This window comes from Pseudoxanthomonas daejeonensis, assembly GCF_022637495.1.
GTDB classification, from domain to species: Bacteria; Pseudomonadota; Gammaproteobacteria; order Xanthomonadales; family Xanthomonadaceae; genus Pseudoxanthomonas; species Pseudoxanthomonas daejeonensis.
This window is the reverse complement of record NZ_CP093331.1, coordinates 1,705,612-1,722,547: the sequence shown is the minus strand read 5'-3', so window position 1 is coordinate 1,722,547 and position 16,936 is coordinate 1,705,612. Positions and strand designations below refer to the sequence as shown.

The following is a 16,936-nucleotide window of genomic DNA, read 5'->3' as shown; positions in this document are numbered from 1 at the left end:
TAACGGGCCGCCAGCAGGCTGCCAAGCACGGCGGAGTGGCCACGGGGCGACGCTGGCGGCCTCCTGCAACGCAGCGATCCAGCACTGCGCCGCGCCCGCTACAGGTGCGGATCTACACTGCCAGGCGCTTCCCCCATCCAGCCCCCGGAGCCGCGAGCATGATCGACCTGTACTACTGGCCCACGCCCAACGGCCACAAGATCACCCTGTTCCTGGAGGAATCGGGGCTGCCCTACACCATCAAGCCGGTGAACATCGGCAAGGGCGACCAGTTCCAGCCGGACTTCCTCGCCTTCTCGCCCAACAACAAGATGCCGGCGATCATCGACCACGCGCCCAACGACCTGGGCGAGCCGGTCAGCGTGTTCGAGTCCGGCGCGATCCTGCTGTACCTGGCCAACAAGACCGGCCGCTTCTTCGGCGACGACGTCCGCCAGAAGGTCGAGGTCAACCAGTGGCTGATGTGGCAGACGGCCGGGTTGGGGCCGATGACCGGCCAGTACGGGCACTTCACCGTGTACGCGCCGGAAAAGATCGACTACGCGATCGACCGCTACACGCGTGAAGTACAGCGCCTGCTCGGCGTGCTCGACAAGCGCCTGGCCGGTCGCGCGTTCATCGCCGGCGACGACTACACCATCGCCGACATGGCGGCGTATCCATGGATCAATCCGTACACCAAGGCACCGCTGGACCTGGAGCCTTACCCCGAAGTGCGTCGCTGGCATGCCGCTATCGCCGCGCGCCCTGCCACCCAGCGCGCCTACGCGCTGACGGCACAGGTCAACCCGGACGCGGGCAAGCCGCTGACCGAAGAAGAGCGCAAGCAGCTGTTCGGCCGCTGAGCGCGGTCACCCGGAGGGTTCGCCGCGTGGCCTGATGCGGCGAAGCGGTGGAAGAGTCGCCGGCAGGCCGGTGCCGGGGGCACCCGCAACGACGCGTGCCCCCGGACGCTTCACCACTCAAGGCGCTGCGTCCCTGCCCTCACCCCGCCTTGCGCACCGCCTCGGGTACCGGTGCCGGTGCGTAGCTGCGCATGTAATCCATGTGCGTGGGCATCTGCCGCACCGTGCCGAGCACGTTGTTGCGGATGTCACCGAGGAAGCGGACCAGGTCGGCCTGCGTCATCACATCGGCGGTGGGGTGGTAGCGCCTGGGCTCGATGCCCTGCCCCAGCATGACCTGGACCCAGGAGTTCTCGCCGAACAGCTCGCCGGGCACGTGGAACACGTTGCCGGTCTCGCGGAACAGCTCGATCCGGTGCCGCAGCGTGTCGGGGATCTTCATCTCCGCGATCTCCTGCCAGTACGGCGAATCGCGGCGGTCGCTGATGTGGTAGTGCATGACCACGAAGTCGCGCACGTGCTGCAGTTCTTCGTTGAGCCGTGCGTTGTATTCGTCGATCGCCGGCTGGGTGATGGTGTGCGGGAACCCCTGCACCAGGCGCACGATGCCGCGCTGGATCAGGTGGATCGTGGTCGATTCCAGTGGCTCGATGAAGCTGCCGGCCAGGCCCAGCGCCACCACGTTCTTCGCCCAGCACTGCTGGCGCTGGCCCGGCTGGAAGCGCACCGGCCACGGCTGCTTGATCACCTCGCCCTCGAGGCTGCCGAGGAATTCCTCGCGCGCCTCGTCGTCGCCCATGTGCCGGCTGGAATAGACGATGCCGTTGCCGACCCGGTGCTGCAGCGGGATCCGCCACTGCCAGCCGGACTTGCCGGCGATCGCGCGCGTGTAGGGCACCGCGTCGCGCACCGCGGTGGTCTGGGTGGCCAGCGCGCTGTCGTTGAACAGCCAGTGCGACCAGTCGGTGAAGCCCACGCCCAGGGTCTTGCCGATCAGCAGCGCGCGGAAGCCGGTGCAGTCGATGAACAGGTCGCCCTCGATGACCTCGCCGCGCTCGAGCTTCAGCGACGTGATGCAGCCTTCCGCGTCGGTGGCCACGTCGACGATCTTGCCCTCGATCCGCCTGCAGCCGTGCTGCTCGCTGAAGCCGCGCAGGTAGCGGGCATAGAGCGCGGCATCCATGTGGTAGGCGTAATTCACGTGGTAGCGCGGCAGGTGCGAGAAACGGTCCTGCAATGCGGCCTGGAGTTCGATGCAGTAGTCGCTGTAGTCGGTGGCCACGCCCTCGGCGCGCCCGCGCAGCCAGAAGTTCTGGAAGCCCGCCGACCAGTGGTCCTTGCCGCTGATGCCGAAGGAGTGGATGTAGCGGTGGCCGACGTCCTTCCAGTTTTCGAAGGAGATGCCGAGCTTGACCGTGCCCTGCACGGCGGCCATGTACTCCTGCTCCTTGATGTCGAGCAGGCGATGGAAGGTGACCAGGGTCGGGATCGTGGCCTCGCCGACGCCGACGGTGCCGATCTCCTCCGATTCGACCAGTACGATGTCCACGGCCTTGCCCAGGGTCTTGGACAGCGCGGCGGCCGCCATCCAGCCGGCGGTGCCGCCGCCTGCGATGACCACGCGCTTGACCGGACGGGGGGTGATGGAGGAAGCAGGGTTTTGCATCGGGATACTCATCGGTTCAGGCGCTGCAGCAGCAGCGTGCGGAGGTGGCGGACACGCGCCTCGTCCAGCGGCGAGGAAAGCACGCGGCGCGCAGCCTCGGGAATGTGGCCGGCGACGCCGGCCTCGTCGTAATCGAAGACGTAGTGGTCGAACACGTCCTTCCAGATGGCGCGTTCGGCCGGCGGCAGGTCGCGCACGCACATGATCGCCAGCATCAGCGCGTTCATCGGCGTATCCATCCACGCCGGTACCTGGCGCCACCAGTAGTTGACCAGCACGTTGAAGCCGTCCAGCCCTTCCATGTGGTGCCACCACATGCTCGGGATGAGGACCGCATCGCCCGGTTCCAGCACCGCGCCGCGCGCGTGGCGCATTGCTTCGGCGAATTTCGGGAAGCGCGCATGGTCGGGCGCGTGGAAGTCCACCAGGCTGACCGCCTGCCCGGCGGGGGTGTGGTCCAGCGGGCCGATGTAGAGGTTCTCCAGCTGGTCGGGCGGAAACAGCGTGACCCGGCGCCGGCCGGCGACCACGCAGGCCAGGTTGTCGGGCACGTCCTGGTGGGCCGGGATGCGACTGCGATTGCCGATCCAGATGCTGGCCAGCGGATCGCGCGCACCGAAGTCGATGGCGTTTTCGTCGCGGAACCCCGGCAGGAACGTGTCGATCGTGGTCGAGGCGACGTAGATGGAGGGCGGCGCCGGGTCGTCCAGGTACTTGCGCAACGTGTCGAGCGCCACCGCGAGCGGGATCTTCTCGCGGCGGAAGTTGAAGCCGCTGATGTCCTCGGCGTAGAACACGCGGCCGGCCGCTTCGGGCGGCGCCACCGTCGCCACCACCGGCATGCCGCGGTGGTCGAAGCGCTTCAGGTAGGCGATGGCGGCCGCAGCGGATTCGCGCGCGGCGCGCACCATCGGCCACTGCCCGACCACGCCGCGCAGGACCAGCGGTTCGGGGGAACGCAGCACGTCTTCCGGCAGTGCCTCCGGCACCAGTCCGGTGACTTCGCGGATGGACTCAGCGACCGGCAGCACGGCGGCGGTTCGTCCGCTCGATCAGGTCGCGGAAACGCGACAGCGAGGCCAGCACCATGTAGATGGGCAGCAGGTGTCCGTCGCGGGCCAGCCGCTCCAGCGCGGCGCCATCGAGTGCCTGCAGGCGCGCCTCGTCGATGGTGTGGAAGCCGGCCAGGCGGTTGAGCGATCCGTCGTCAAGCTGGATATCCAGGACGAAGGATTCGAGAAGTTCGTGGCGCAGCAGCGCCTCGATGAACGGCGACGTGGCGACGATGCCATCGTGCAGCGCGAGCAGGATCGAGCGCGCGCGCTCCAGGAATTCGGTGGCGATACCCGGATCCTGGAACAGCACCTCGCCGGTACCTGCGCGCACGCGCGGGTGGTCGAGGTCGACGTGGACTAGGCGCTCCTCGCCGGCCATGCCGATCAGGAACGGCTGCCGCTGTATCGAAAGGGGGACATAGGTCGCGTCCCAGCGTTCGCCCTCGCCGTTCGCCTCGAGGAACAGGTTGGCGCCCTCCTGCAGCCCGAACAGGGCCAGCGGATGGAAGCCACCGGAGGCATCGCGATGGAACACGATCGGGTAATGCGCCTGGACGTTGCGGAACTCGTCCGGAAAGGTCGGCGCGTACATCACGTCGTCGCCGAAGGCAGCGCCGCGGCGCGGATCCACCCGCAGGTCGCGGTGGTCGACGTTGTTCAGCAGGACGTTGTTGCTCATCGACTCTCGGTCACCAGGGCGGGACGCCGCGTCCTGCGGCATCGTGCCCGATCCATTGGCTTGAAGAAAGCAGGCGCAGGGAGAAGAAGGAGCCGCCGGTTTCCCGGCGGCTCCCCGTTCGCGCGACCTGGGAGGCATCGCGCGAACCCCACACACCAGGTGCGTCAGAACCGGTAGCGGACCCCGAACATGTAGCGCGGACCGGTCTGGGTGGCGAACCGCACCATGTTCTCGTGACGGGCGTGGATGCGCTGCGTCTCGTCGGTGAGGTTGATGCCTTCCAGGCTCAGGGTCAGGTTCTCCATGACCTCGTAGCTGACGATCGCGTCGACCTGGCCATAGGCCTCCGTCCAGTTCGGGTTCGGCGGCGTGCCGCCACCACCGATGCCGTTGAGGAACTCGTCGCGCCAGTTGTAGGCCACGCGCACCTGCCAGGCGTTCTTGTCGTAGAAGCCCACCAGGTTGGCGGAGTCGCTCAGGCCGATCATCGGGTACTGGGTACCCAGGTCGGCGTTGTCGAAGGTCAGGCCCGAGTCCACCTTGGTGTAGTTGGCAGCCAAGCCGAAGCCGGACTCGCCGAACACGTGCTGGACGTTGATCTCGAAGCCGTCGAGATGGTCGGAGCGCTGGTTGGCCGGGGTGGTGATGTCGAACCCGGCGACCGGGTCGCCCGGCTGGCCGACGATGCTGCCGGTCAGTGCGCCGGTCGAATCGGTGCCGGTCACGGTCACGCCGGGCGAGCCCGCGTAGTTGGTGAAGATGTAGTTGCGGATGCAGACCATGTCGCCGGCCGCGCAACCGCCGGCGGAAAGGGCCGCGTTCCAGTACGCACCGCCCACCGGGGTATGCAGCTCGAACGGCGTGTCACGCACGATCGTGTCGCTGATGAAGTTGTCGATGTTCTTGCGGAAGTAGCCCGCCGACACATAGCTCGCTTCGCCGTAGTACCACTCGACCGAGAGGTCGAAGTTCTTCGAGAGCAGCGGCTCCAGCGCTGGGTTGCCGGCGCTGCCGTCACCGCCGTCGACGCGGACGATGTTGGCCAGGCGCTGTCCGCCCTGGATCTGCTGCCAGCCCGGCCGTCCGATCGTCTCGCTGTAGCTGGCACGCGCGACGATGTCCTCGTTGAGGTGCCACGCCAGGTCCACGTTGGGCAGGAAGTAGTCGTAGTCGCCTTCCAGCTCGGTGAAGCCCTGGCCCGGCTGGTAGGTCACATACAGCTCGTTGGCCGAATCCCAGGAGATGCCGTTGGCGATGCGGACCAGCGCCGAGGAGTCGACGTCGGTCTGCTCGTAGCGGACGCCGACCGCCACGTCCAGCGGCATCGACCAGTCGAAGCTGGTCGTCCACTGCACGTACGCGCTCTTGGACTTCTCGGTGGTGCGCAGGTCGTCGGTGAACTGGGTCGGCATCTCGTAGCAGGTCGCGCAACCGGAGGCGGCGATGGCGGCCTGGCGCAGACGCTCGAAGTCGAACACGAGGAAGCTGTCGGTCCACTCGATGTTGCCCGGCTTGCTGAAGCTGTCGAAGTAGCGCGACATGTTGTCCGGGGTGAAGATGCTGTCGTCGTAGTCTGCCGGCGTGCCCACGCCGCCCCACGTGTCGCGCTGCATCACCGCCGCGGCGGTGCGGTTGTTGACCTCGGTCGCGGCCACGCCGAAATCCAGGCCCGAGTAGTCGCCGAACTTGAAGCGGCCGTCGGCCTGGAACTGCTCGACCTCGGACTTGTTGTAGCTGTTCTGGAAGACCGAGCCGGTGACCAGCGCAGTGGACGGCGGCACCGAAGTCATGCCCGGCGGCAGGACCACGTTGATGATCGGAATCTCGCCGCTGTAGTCGACCGTGGTGTTGCCACGCACGTAGGCAGCCACGCCCAGTACGCCGGCCGAGCCGAGGTGGCTGTCGGGACGCGATTCGGCAGTGGAGTTGTGGTAGTCGAACGACAGGCTCAGCGCGTCGTTGACTTCCCACGCGACGTTGAAACCCAGCGAATCGCCGCTGTTCTTGGTCGCCAGCTGCATGCCGCCCATCGACAGGTCGGCGTTGTTGTATTCCTCTTCGTAGATGATCGGCGCGGAAACCGGGCCGTCCGTCCACGAGCTGTCGCCGGCGGTCTGGCTGAACCACACCGACAGTTCGCTGCGCTGCTGCTGGACCTTGTTCTCCATGTAGGCGTAGTCCAGCGTCGCGGTGACGCTGTCGTTGGGCGCCCACTGCATGGTCAGCTGGCCGTTGGTGCGCTGGCGCTGCACGCCGTTGACGCTGTACGCGGTGTTCTGCGGACGCGCGTAGATGTTGTCCGGCGTCGGGATGTTGGTGATGCGGTCGGAATAGCCCTGGCCAGGCTGCGGCAGCGCGTTCCAGCTGTTGGAGTCGCCCGGGAAAGTGATCCAACCGTCGGCAACGCTGGCCTGGCTGTAGCCCGACTCGCGCTCCTGGTAGCTGCCGCTGAGCATGATGCCGAAGGTGCCGTCGGCGTAGGTGTTGCTGAAGATGCCGGAGACTTCGGGGGTGACGATCGCGCCCGGATAGCTCTGCGGCAGGTTGCGCGCCGAAGTGTCGTGCACCGCCTTGAAGCCGATGCTGGCCAGCGGCTCGCCGATCTCCAGCGGACGCGCGGTCTTGACGTTGATCGTCGCGCCGATGCCGCCGGCGGGCAGTTCGGCGCGGCCGGTCTTGTGCACTTCGATGGCGGCGATCGCCTCGGCTGCGATATTGGCGAAGTCGAAGGAACGCGAGTTGGAGGTGCCACCGCCACCCGGGCCCAGATTGGACGCCGGCATCTGGCGGCCGTTGAGCAGGACCAGGTTGAAGTCAGGGCCGACGCCGCGGACGGTGACCTTGGAGCCCTCGCCGCTGGACGTGCGGTCGATCGACACGCCGGAGATGCGCTGCAGCGCCTCGGCAAGGTTGGTGTCGGGGAACTTGCCGATGTCCTCGGCGACGATGCCGTCGACGATGCCCTGCGCGTCGCGCTTGAGGTTCATCGACGAGGTAAGGCTGGCCCGGATGCCGGTTACCACCACCGTATCGAGCTCGGTGGGGTCCGCATCGGCGTTGGAGTTGGCGGTCTGCGCGGCCTGCGCGGGTTGTTCCTGCGCTATGACGTGGCCCGCCGGCGCCAGCGCCAGCAACAGGGCCGACGCGAGCAGCCGCTTCTTGGGCATGGCTTGCACGTGCTTCATGGATCTTCCCTCCCGGAATCACACGAATTTGATTGAGTTGTGGCCAGCCGCTGTCCCCGGACAGCGTCGACGCGGCGGATTAGGGATCCGCTTGACAGCGTTGTCAAACAGGAGCGCGCGGGCGGCACTAAAACGCCGGAAAACTACAAGAACCGCCGGAATTCGATGTTGCGCGGCAACAAAGAACAGCGCTGTCATGCGCAAAACGGCACGGGGGTATGCCGTAATGTTAGCGCTAACTTACTGATTTCCCGAGGTCCCGCACAAAGGTCATTGTCGAAACCGCATTTTTCTCGCGGCACGTTCCATGTCGGTCCCTGGCGCCAGTCGTACCCCCTGATGGCTCTGCCCACGCAGTGTGCTGCGCGCCGGACCAGTTTCGCGATTGCTGACGATTGGCGAACATATCTACATAACGACGCAAATAGAGACATTGCATCATTTCGGTGCAGGCCAGCGAGACAACGCTGTCATGCATCAGGACCCGGTCGGACATGACTCGGGACATCCAATGACCCGGCCATGACGTCCACCCCCTGCCTGATGGCCGATCCGGTCACTCTCCTGCGCCCCCTACAATCCGCCTCCTGTTCGAGCCTCACCCCGGAACACCCGCATGCGCTTGTTCGCCCTACCGGTCCTGCTGATGACGATCCTCGCCACCGCCCCCGCCCACGCCGCGAAACTCACCCTGGAGGCGATCACCGGCCCCGCGCCGCTGTCCGGCCCGACGCTGATGAAGCCGCAGGTCTCGCCGGACGGCACCCGTGTGACGTTCCTGCGCGGCAAGGACAGCGACCGCAACCGCCTGGACCTGTGGGAATACGAGGTCGCCAGCGGCCAGACCCGCGTCCTCGTCGATTCCAGCGTGGTCCTGCCGGGCAACGAAACGCTCAGCGACGAAGAGAAGGCGCGCCGCGAACGGCAGCGCATCGCCGCCTATTCGGGCATCGTCGAGTACCAGTGGGCACCCAATGGACGCGCACTGCTGTTCCCGCTCGGCGGCGAGCTCTATTTCCATGACCTCGACCGCAGCGGCGCCGATGCGGTGCGCAAGCTCACCAGCGGCAACGGGTTCGCCACCGATGCGCGGCTATCGCCGAAGGGCGGTTTCGCAAGTTTCATCCGTGCGCGCAACCTGTGGGTGGTCGAACTGGCCACGGGCAAGGAAGTCCAGCTGACCTTCGACGGCGGCGCCACCATCGGCAACGGCGTGGCCGAGTTCGTCGCCGACGAAGAGATGGATCGCCACACCGGCTACTGGTGGGCATCGGACGACAGCGCGATCGCGTTTGCCCGCATCGATGAATCGCCGGTGCCGGTGCAGCAGCGCTACGAGGTCTATGCCGACCGCACGGACGTGGTCGAGCAACGCTATCCGGCGGCGGGCGACCGCAACGTGGCGATCCAGCTCGGCGTCATTGCTCCGCGGGTCGGCGCCAAGCCTCACTGGGTCGACCTGGGTCCGGAGCAGGACATCTACCTGGCCCGCGTCGACTGGCGCGATCCGCAGCGCCTCACCTTCCAGCGCCAGTCACGCGACCAGAAGACCCTCGAACTGGTCGAAGCGACGCTGGCCACCGGCGCGCAGCGCGTCCTCGCCACGGAAACCTCGAAGACCTGGGTGCCGCTGCACAACAGCCTGCGCTTCCTGGCGGACGGCCGCTTCCTGTGGTCGTCCGAGCGCAGCGGCTTCCAGCACCTGTACCTGGCTTCGGAGGACGGCGCCACGTTGGCTCCGCTCACGTCCGGCGAGTGGATCGTCGATGAACTGGTGGCGGTGGATCCGAAGGCGGGCTACGTCTGGTTCACCGGCACGCAGGATTCGGCGCTGGAGAAGCACCTCTACCGCGTGCCCCTGGCCGGCGGCACGGTGGAGAAGCTCTCGCAGGCCGCCGGCATGCACGCGGCCAGCTTCGCCCGCAATGCCAGCGTCTACGTGGACAGCTGGTCGGCGCCGGGCACGCCTCCGCAGATCGAACTGTTCCGCAACGACGGCACGAAACTGGCGACGCTGCTGCGCAACGAGCTGGCCGATCCGCAGCATCCATACGCGAAGTACCGCGACGCCCAGCGCCCGGTCGAATTCGGCACGCTCACCGCCGCCGATGGCACCACGCCGCTGCATTACAGCCTGGTCAAGCCGGCGGACTTCGATCCGAAGAAGAAGTACCCGGTGGTCGTCTTCGTCTACGGCGGCCCGGCGACCCAGACCGTGGCCCGCGCATGGCCGGCCCGCAACGACGCGCTGTTCAACCAGTACCTGGCCCAGCAGGGCTACGTGGTGTTCTCGCTGGACAACCGCGGCACGCCGCGCCGCGGCCGCGATTTCGGCGGCGCGCTGTACGCCAGGCAGGGCACGGTGGAAGTGGACGACCAGCTGCGCGGTGTCGACTGGCTGAAGTCGCAATCGTGGGTGGACCCGGCGCGGATCGGCGTGCACGGCTGGTCCAACGGCGGCTACATGACCCTGATGCTGCTCGCGCGCACCGACGCGTATGCCTGCGGCGTGGCCGGCGCGCCGGTCAGCGACTGGGGGCTGTACGACACCCACTACACCGAACGCTACATGGACCTGCCCGCGACCAATCCGGACGGCTACCGCGATGCGCGCGTGCTGACCCACATCGACGGCCTGGTCGGCGAGAACGCACCGAAGCTGCTGCTGGTCCACGGCATGGCCGACGACAACGTGCTGTTCACCAATTCCACCGTGGTGATGTCGGCGTTGCAGAAGCACGGCCAGCCGTTCGAGATGATGGCCTACCCGGGCGCCAAGCATGGCCTGGCGGGCAAGGATGCGCTGCACCGCTATCGGCTGGCCGAAGACTTCTTCGCGCGCTGCCTCAAGCCGGGGCACTGAAACCTACGGGAGCGGGGATGGCCGGGACACCGGCGACGGCGGCCCGGGTGACGGCCTCGTGGCTGCGGCGCCCCAGGTGTCGCGGTCGTGCCCGCTCCTACAGGGGCGGGTTTGTCGGGGACGGCGCGGGAGTCGGGGCCGAGCTCGGGGCCGGGGCCGGCACCGGGATCGTGGACGGCATCACCGGCACCGCGCCGGCGGGCACCCAGATCGCCATGCCGACCGCCTTCTTCTGCTGGGTCGGGATGCCGACGCCGACGCCGCCGTAGGAACTGCTGCCCCAGCTGCCGCCACCGACCGAGACGCCGCCGCCCGACGAGCCGGACGAGCCCACGCCCATCAGCACCACGCCGTTGGCCCCCAATGCCGCGGCCTCGGCCTTGAGCCGCGCCACCGCCGAATCGGTCTGGCCCTGGGTGCCAAAACCGATCGCGCTGCTGGATTCGATCTGGGCGATCTCCTGCGCACCGGCCGGGACCACGGTGTAGATCTGGACCTGCGCAGGATCGATCGGGGGCCGCGCCTGGCCGACCATCACCTTGGACGATCCGGCACAACCGGACAGAAGCAGTACGGCAGTCAACGCGGCGATCTGCAGGCGCATGGCGGTCCCCCGGGTATTGGCGATATGGCCGCATCATCCTCCGCCGGGCGTGAATCGGCCACTAACCCGGCCCGGGCGCCGCGGCAAGGCGCTGAACGGCTCAGGCGGCCGGAGACCGGGGCGTATCATGGACGCCTGTTTTTCCTGGAGTCGACGATGAGCTTTCCCCACGTCCGCCTGCGGCGCATGCGCCGCGACGACTTTTCCCGCCGGCTCATGCGCGAGCACGTGCTGACCACGAACGACCTGATCTACCCGGTGTTCGTGCACGAGGCTGCCGGCAGGGCGCCGGTGCCGTCGATGCCGGGCGTGGAGCGGCTGTCGATCGACGAGCTGCTGCGCGTGGGCGAGCAGGCGCTGGAGCTGGGCGTGCCGGTGCTGGACCTGTTCGGCGTGCCCGATGCCGCGGCCAAGACCGCCGACGGCCGCATCGCCTGGGACGAAGGCGGGATCATCCCGCGCGCGATCCGCGCGCTGAAGTCGCGCTTCCCCGAGCTGGGCGTGATGACCGACCAGGCGCTGGATCCTTACACCACGCACGGCCAGGACGGACTGATCGACGAGACCGGCTACATCCTCAACGACGCCACCATCGAAGCGCTGGTGAAGCAGTCGCTGGCCCATGCCGCCGCGGGCGCGGACATCCTTTCGCCCAGCGACATGATGGACGGGCGCATCGGCGCGATCCGCGAAGCGCTGGAATCGGCCGGCTTCATCAACACCCGGATCATGTCGTACGCGGCCAAGTACGCCTCGGCTTTCTATGGCCCGTTCCGCAGCGCGGTCGGCAGCGCCGGCAACCTGGGCAAGGGCAACAAGTTCACCTACCAGATGGATCCGGCCAACGCCGACGAAGCGCTGCGCGAGGTCGAGCTGGACATCGCCGAGGGCGCGGACATGGTCATGGTCAAGCCGGGCCTGCCCTACCTGGACGTGATCCGCCGGGTGAAGGACGCGTTCGGCGTGCCGACCTTCGCCTACCAGGTGAGTGGCGAGTACGCGATGCTCAAGGCCGCCTCGGCCAACGGCTGGATCGACGAGAAGGCCTGCGCGATGGAAGCGCTGCTGGCGTTCAAGCGGGCAGGCGCCGACGGCGTGCTGACCTACTACGCGCTCGATGCGGCGCGCTGGCTGCGCGAGGGCTGAGCGCGCTCAGCCGCCCTGCCCGGCCAGGCACCCGTCCTGGCCGCGCACGGTCGGCAGCACGATCCGGTACAGGTCGGACTTGCCGGCCTTGGGCGAACGCGCCGTGCCGGTGACCGTGCCTTCGCCCGGGCGCGAGGGATCGGCGACGACCGCACGGGTGTAGCCGCCCTCGGTATTGAACGACAGCGTCCATGGCGTCGCGTTGGCGTACTGCCGGCCATCGCAGGTGGCCACGTATACGCGGGCGGTTCCGGCCTGCGCATCGCCGCGCGCGAACGCCAGCGCCCGCCCGCCATCGAGCCAGGCCGCATCGAATTCGTCGTGGCCGCTGTTCACCCCGGGCACGGGCCCCTGCAGGACCCATTCCGCACCCGAGCGGCGCGCGAGCTTGAGGTCGTAACCCCCCTGGCCCTGGCCGCCGTTGCTGGCGAACAGCAGCCACTGGCCGTCGGCGCCCGGCAGGGGCGAACCTTCGTCGGCATCGGTGTTGACCGCCGCGCCCAGCCACTCCGGCTGGCCGTAGCCGTCTTCGCGCACCGCCACGCGGTACAGGTCGCGCCCCCCGGCCCCACCGGCGCGGTCGGACACGAAGTACAGCCAACGCCCGTCGGCGCTGAAGGTCGGCTCGGCTTCCAACGCTGGCGTGTTGATCGCCAACGGCTGCGGATCGAGCCAGCGGCCGCCCTCGTTGCGGGCCTGCCACAGGTCGCCACCGCCGGCGCCACCGGCACGATCGCTGCCCCACACGATCCGCTTGCCGTCCGGCGCGACGCTGCCGCGCAGTTCGGCGTCGCGGGTGGACACGGTCCAGATGCCCTCGATGCCGTACTCGGCCAGCTGCGCCCAGGCCGGGCCGCAGAGTAGACTGGCGACGATGGCGACGCCCAGTGCACGCTTCATGGTGTTCGCTCCAGGCAGGTTCACTAACCCGCGGATTGATACCACGCCATGTCCATCGCCCGATACGCCGTCTTCGGCCATCCGATCGCACACTCGCTCTCGCCCCGCATCCACGCCGCTTTCGCCCGCCAGTGCGGCATCGCGCTGGAATACACCGCCATCGACGCGCCGCCGCAGGAGTTCGTGGCGGCGCTCGCACGCTTCGCCGGCGGCGGCGGACGCGGCGCCAACGTGACCCTGCCGCTGAAGGAAGCCGCGTTCGCGCTCTGCTCGCAGGTCAGCGACCGCGCGCGCCGGGCCGGCGCGGTCAACACGCTGACCCTCAACGATGGCCAGTGGCAGGGCGACAACACCGACGGTGCCGGCCTGGTCCGCGACCTCACCGGGCGCCACGCGCTGGACCTGCGCGCGCGACGCGCGTTGCTGATCGGCGCCGGCGGCGCGGCGCGCGGAGTCGCCCCGGCGCTGCTGGACGCGGGCATCGAGGAGCTGGTCGTGGTCAACCGCACGCCCGAGCGCGCCGATGCGCTGGCCGACGCCCTGGGCGAACCGGCCCGCGCGCACTCGCGCTACTGGCAGGACCTGCGCGAGCTCGGCGATTTCGAACTGATCGTCAACGCCACCTCCGCCGGCCGCGATGCGGATGCCACGTTCAGCGCACCCCTGTCGCTGGTCAACAGCCGCACCCTGGCCGTGGACCTGAACTACGGCGAGGTCGCGATCCCGTTCCTGGCCTGGGCCCGTTCGGCCGGATGCCACAACGTGGTCGATGGCCTGGGCATGCTGGTCGAACAGGCCGCCGAGGCCTTCGAGCAGTGGCACGGCGTGCGGCCGCAGACCGATGCGGTCTACGCCGCGCTGCGCGAACGCGATCCGGTGCTGGTCACCGCCGACTGAGCCGCGCCATCGCCGCAGCCTGAACCGTCCCGCAGCGGGGCGTGGATTCTTCGACTCCGTTCACTGCACTGCGCGGTGATGCGCGGTATATCAGCGCGTACGCAGCGACGGCCGTCCGTCGCCAACCGCCAACCGGAGCACCACCATGCATCGCGCCATCACGATTCCGTCCCTCGTCCTGGCCAGCCTGCTGGCCCTGCCGGCGCTCGCCGCGCCGCCGGAAGGCAAGGGGCACAAGAAGGACAAGGACGGCCACACGCACAGTTACAGCGAGCCCAGCGGCGTCCATGTCGACGCAGGCATCGGTGGCCTGGGGTCGATCTCCATCAGCACCGGTGACGCGCGGCGCATCGCCGAGCGCCACGGATACGTGGGCTATTCCGCCCTGCCTCCGGGCATCCGCAAGAACCTCGCGCGCGGCAAGCCGCTGCCGCCGGGCATCGCCAAGAAAATGGTGCCCGCTCCGATGCTGCGCGAGCTCCCGGTCTATTCCGGCCACGAATGGCGCGTCGCCGGCGACGACCTGATCCTCGTGTCGCTGGGCAACGGCCTCATCGTCGAGGTCATGGGCGACATCTTCCGCTGACCGGCGCCGGCCGCCGCCCCGGGAGGACCTTTCCGCCGGCGGCGGCACGTCCGCCGGCGGCGGCACGCATCCGCGCTGCGCCGGGCTAGCATGGCGGCATGAAACCCCTGCCGATCCTGCTGCTGCTCACCTGCCTCTCCGCCACCACCGCCAGCACCTACGCCGCGGACACGCCGGCCGCGCGACCGCGCGCACGCGATGCCGGCATCGTCATCGGCACGCTGCCGACCGGTGCGCACAACGCGATCACCGACGTCGATGGCGTCGGCGTCGGCCATGCCACGCTGGCCCAGGGCACGCGCTTCAACACCGGCGTGACCGCGATCGTCCCGCATCGCGGCAACACCTACCTGGAACGGGTGCCGGCGGCGATCGTGGTCGGCAACGGCTTCGGCAAGCTGCTCGGGGTCACCCAGGTGCAGGAACTGGGCGAACTGGAATCACCGGTGCTGCTGACCGGCACGCTGGGCGTGTGGAAGGTGGCCGACGCATTGACCACGCACCTGCTCGCGCAGCCGGGCATGGCCCAGGTGCGCTCGATCAACCCGGTCGTCGGTGAGACCAACGACGGCTACCTCAGCGACATCCGTGCGCGACCGGTCGGGCCCGCGCAGGTCGAGCAGGCGCTCGCCCGGCTGTCGTATGCCGGAGTCGAGGAAGGCGCCGTCGGTGCGGGCGCCGGCACCGTCGCGTTCGGCTGGAAAGGCGGCATCGGCACCAGTTCGCGCCGGCTCGAGGCCACGCAGGGCGGGCATACCGTCGGCGTGCTGGTGCAGAGCAATTTCGGCGGCCACCTGACCGTGGCCGGCGTCCCGGTGTGGAAGTCGCTTCCGGATCCGGCGCAGGTGGCGCGCGCGCTGCAGCCGGCGCCCTCGACCGGCGACGGCAGCATCATGATCGTCATCGCCACCGACGCGCCGCTGGACCCGGCCGCGCTGCGCCGCCTGGCCAGCCGCGCGTTGACCGGCCTGGCCCGCACCGGCTCGGACATGTCCAATGGTTCGGGCGACTACGTCATCGCCTTCTCGACCGCGAAGCAGAACCGGCGTCGGCGCGATGTGGCCGTGCAGCCGGCCGCCAGCGTCGCCAACGACGCCATGACCCCGCTGTTCCAGGCCACTGCCGAAGCGACCGAGGAGGCGATCCTCAACTCGCTGCTGCGCGCCCACACCGTGCGCGGCCACCAGGGCACGGCCCCGGAGCTGCCGCTGGCGCCGCTGCTGCAGGCGCTGGACGCCGCCGGCGCGCGCACAGCCACGCCGTAGCGGGATGTCGCCAGGGGCGCATCCCTGGCTGGCGGGTCTGCATGCGGAACGCCGGCGCGGATCGCCCGGCCTCCATCCCGACGGCCGGAGCTTGGCGCCCGGATCGCAAGGCTTCTAGGCTTGCGATTGGCACGCTCCGTGCCCGGGCATAGTGGTTTCCCGGCCAACGCGGGTCTTCCTGGTGCGCGCGCCGTGCAGCCGCGCCTCCGGAAGCCGAAGCCTGGCATCCGCGCTGCGCGTGGCAAGTGGATGCGATGGGCAGCCGACGCCGCTCATCGCGCCCCGCAGCAGCGCCCACCGGGCGGTACCGAACCGCGGCACTGACGGCGCGCGACTTCGCCATCGGTCGCGGCAAACCCCGTTGCCGATGGCGTGCGCATCGCGCGCCGGCATCGGCCCGGGAACAATCGGAATAGCCGGCGGCCTCCGCCACGACGGGCGTGCGGCTACGATCGGCGCATGAAACGCTTCCTGCTCGCCTGCCTGCTGCTCGCCGCGACCTTCGCCGCGCCCGCCTTCGCCGAGGGCCAGTTCAAGGTGCTGGTCGTCGCCATTCCCAACCGCTACCACCACGATTACGCGGTGGTGGCCCGGCCGCAATTCGAGCAGATGGCGCAGCGCCACGCTTTCGACATGGACTGGAGCTGGAACACCTCGCCGTTCGACGGCGACCTGTCGAAGTACGCCGCGATCGTCCTGCTCAACACCCCCGGCGACGAGCTCAAGGGTGCGCAGCGTACGAAGCTGGAAGCCTACGTGCGCGCCGGCGGCGGCGTGGTCGCCGTGCACCGCGCGCTGATCTTCAATCCGCCCGGCGACTGGCCGTGGTTCGAGAAGCTGGTCGGGCGCACGTTCCGCATCCATCCGATGGTGCAGACGGCGACCGTGCGCGTGGACGATCCGGCGTTTCCGGCCGCGTTCGGCCTGCCGGCGCGCTGGATCTGGACCGACGAGTGGTACGAGTTCAACGAAGCGCTGGTGCCGGGCCTGCGCACCGTGCTGTCGGTGGACGAACGCAGCTACGAACCGACCCGCATCTGGCCGGGACAGACCGCGCGCGGCATGGGCGCCGATCATCCGGTGGCCTGGTACCACGCCTACGACGGCGGGCGCGTGTTCGCCACCGCATTGGGGCATACGCCCGCGCTGTACGAGGATCGCCTGTACCTGGAACACCTGTACGGCGGCCTGTGGTGGGCCGCGACCGGCAAGGGCATCGAAGCGGCCGCGCGCGACAGCCGCTGA

At 68.8% G+C, this 16,936-nt stretch carries 13 protein-coding genes; 7 read left to right on the top strand and 6 right to left on the bottom strand.

All coding sequences use genetic code 11. From position 1 onward, the window contains the following. Positions 1-158 precede the first annotated feature (158 nt). Positions 159-845 (top strand): glutathione binding-like protein, encoded by a 687-nt coding sequence (locus tag MNQ95_RS07725; protein ID WP_241954302.1) that lies wholly within the window; start codon positions 159-161, stop codon positions 843-845. A gap of 139 nt (positions 846-984) precedes the next feature. Here the strand turns inward: MNQ95_RS07725 and MNQ95_RS07720 are convergent, their stop codons facing one another. The 4 genes from MNQ95_RS07720 to MNQ95_RS07705 form a co-directional block, all read right to left on the bottom strand. After that, positions 985-2,511 carry a tryptophan halogenase family protein gene (locus MNQ95_RS07720; RefSeq protein WP_162410058.1) on the bottom strand — a complete coding sequence of 509 codons (1,527 nt, stop codon included), beginning with the start codon at positions 2,509-2,511 and terminating at the stop codon, positions 985-987. A gap of 8 nt (positions 2,512-2,519) precedes the next feature. Further along, complete coding sequence (locus MNQ95_RS07715) at positions 2,520-3,542, bottom strand: cupin-like domain-containing protein (protein WP_425605727.1); 1,023 nt, start codon at positions 3,540-3,542, stop codon at positions 2,520-2,522. After that, positions 3,526-4,245, bottom strand: coding sequence for a SapC family protein (locus tag MNQ95_RS07710; RefSeq protein WP_241954301.1), 720 nt, complete (start codon positions 4,243-4,245; stop codon positions 3,526-3,528). Before MNQ95_RS07710 ends, MNQ95_RS07715 begins: the two co-directional genes overlap by 17 nt. A gap of 164 nt (positions 4,246-4,409) precedes the next feature. Beyond that, complete coding sequence (locus MNQ95_RS07705) at positions 4,410-7,430, bottom strand: TonB-dependent receptor (RefSeq protein ID WP_241954300.1); 3,021 nt, start codon at positions 7,428-7,430, stop codon at positions 4,410-4,412. A gap of 616 nt (positions 7,431-8,046) precedes the next feature. Between MNQ95_RS07705 and MNQ95_RS07700 the strand changes: the two genes are divergently transcribed. After that, the gene (locus MNQ95_RS07700) at positions 8,047-10,293 is read left to right on the top strand and encodes a S9 family peptidase (RefSeq protein WP_241954299.1); all 2,247 of its coding nucleotides are present in this window, start codon (positions 8,047-8,049) and stop codon (positions 10,291-10,293) included. Positions 10,294-10,390: 97 nt separating this feature from the next. Here the strand turns inward: MNQ95_RS07700 and MNQ95_RS07695 are convergent, their stop codons facing one another. Next, positions 10,391-10,897, bottom strand: coding sequence for a hypothetical protein (locus MNQ95_RS07695; RefSeq protein ID WP_241954298.1), 507 nt, complete (start codon positions 10,895-10,897; stop codon positions 10,391-10,393). A 156-nt stretch (positions 10,898-11,053) separates the two neighbouring features. On the opposite strand from MNQ95_RS07695, the gene hemB reads away from it, so the two are divergent. Beyond that, positions 11,054-12,043, top strand: coding sequence for a porphobilinogen synthase (gene hemB, locus MNQ95_RS07690; protein WP_162410418.1), 990 nt, complete (start codon positions 11,054-11,056; stop codon positions 12,041-12,043). Positions 12,044-12,049: 6 nt separating this feature from the next. Here hemB and MNQ95_RS07685 read toward each other — a convergent pair whose 3' ends face one another. Further along, entirely contained in the window at positions 12,050-12,943 is an 894-nt protein-coding gene (locus MNQ95_RS07685; protein WP_162410417.1) for a TolB family protein, read from the bottom strand. A gap of 48 nt (positions 12,944-12,991) precedes the next feature. Here MNQ95_RS07685 and aroE point away from each other — a divergent pair, with 48 nt between their 5' ends. From aroE to MNQ95_RS07665, 4 genes are all read left to right on the top strand, one after another. Continuing rightward, a complete protein-coding gene (aroE, locus tag MNQ95_RS07680) occupies positions 12,992-13,840 on the top strand; it encodes a shikimate dehydrogenase (RefSeq protein ID WP_162410416.1) in 849 nt (282 codons plus the stop codon). A 145-nt stretch (positions 13,841-13,985) separates the two neighbouring features. Next, positions 13,986-14,426: an anti-virulence regulator CigR family protein gene (locus tag MNQ95_RS07675; protein WP_162410415.1), complete on the top strand. Its 441-nt coding sequence runs from the start codon at positions 13,986-13,988 to the stop codon at positions 14,424-14,426. A gap of 98 nt (positions 14,427-14,524) precedes the next feature. Further along, a complete protein-coding gene (locus MNQ95_RS07670; protein WP_162410414.1) occupies positions 14,525-15,691 on the top strand; it encodes a P1 family peptidase in 1,167 nt (388 codons plus the stop codon). A 459-nt stretch (positions 15,692-16,150) separates the two neighbouring features. Further along, on the top strand, positions 16,151-16,936 hold the full coding sequence (locus MNQ95_RS07665) for a ThuA domain-containing protein (RefSeq protein ID WP_241954297.1): 786 nt from the start codon (positions 16,151-16,153) through the stop codon (positions 16,934-16,936).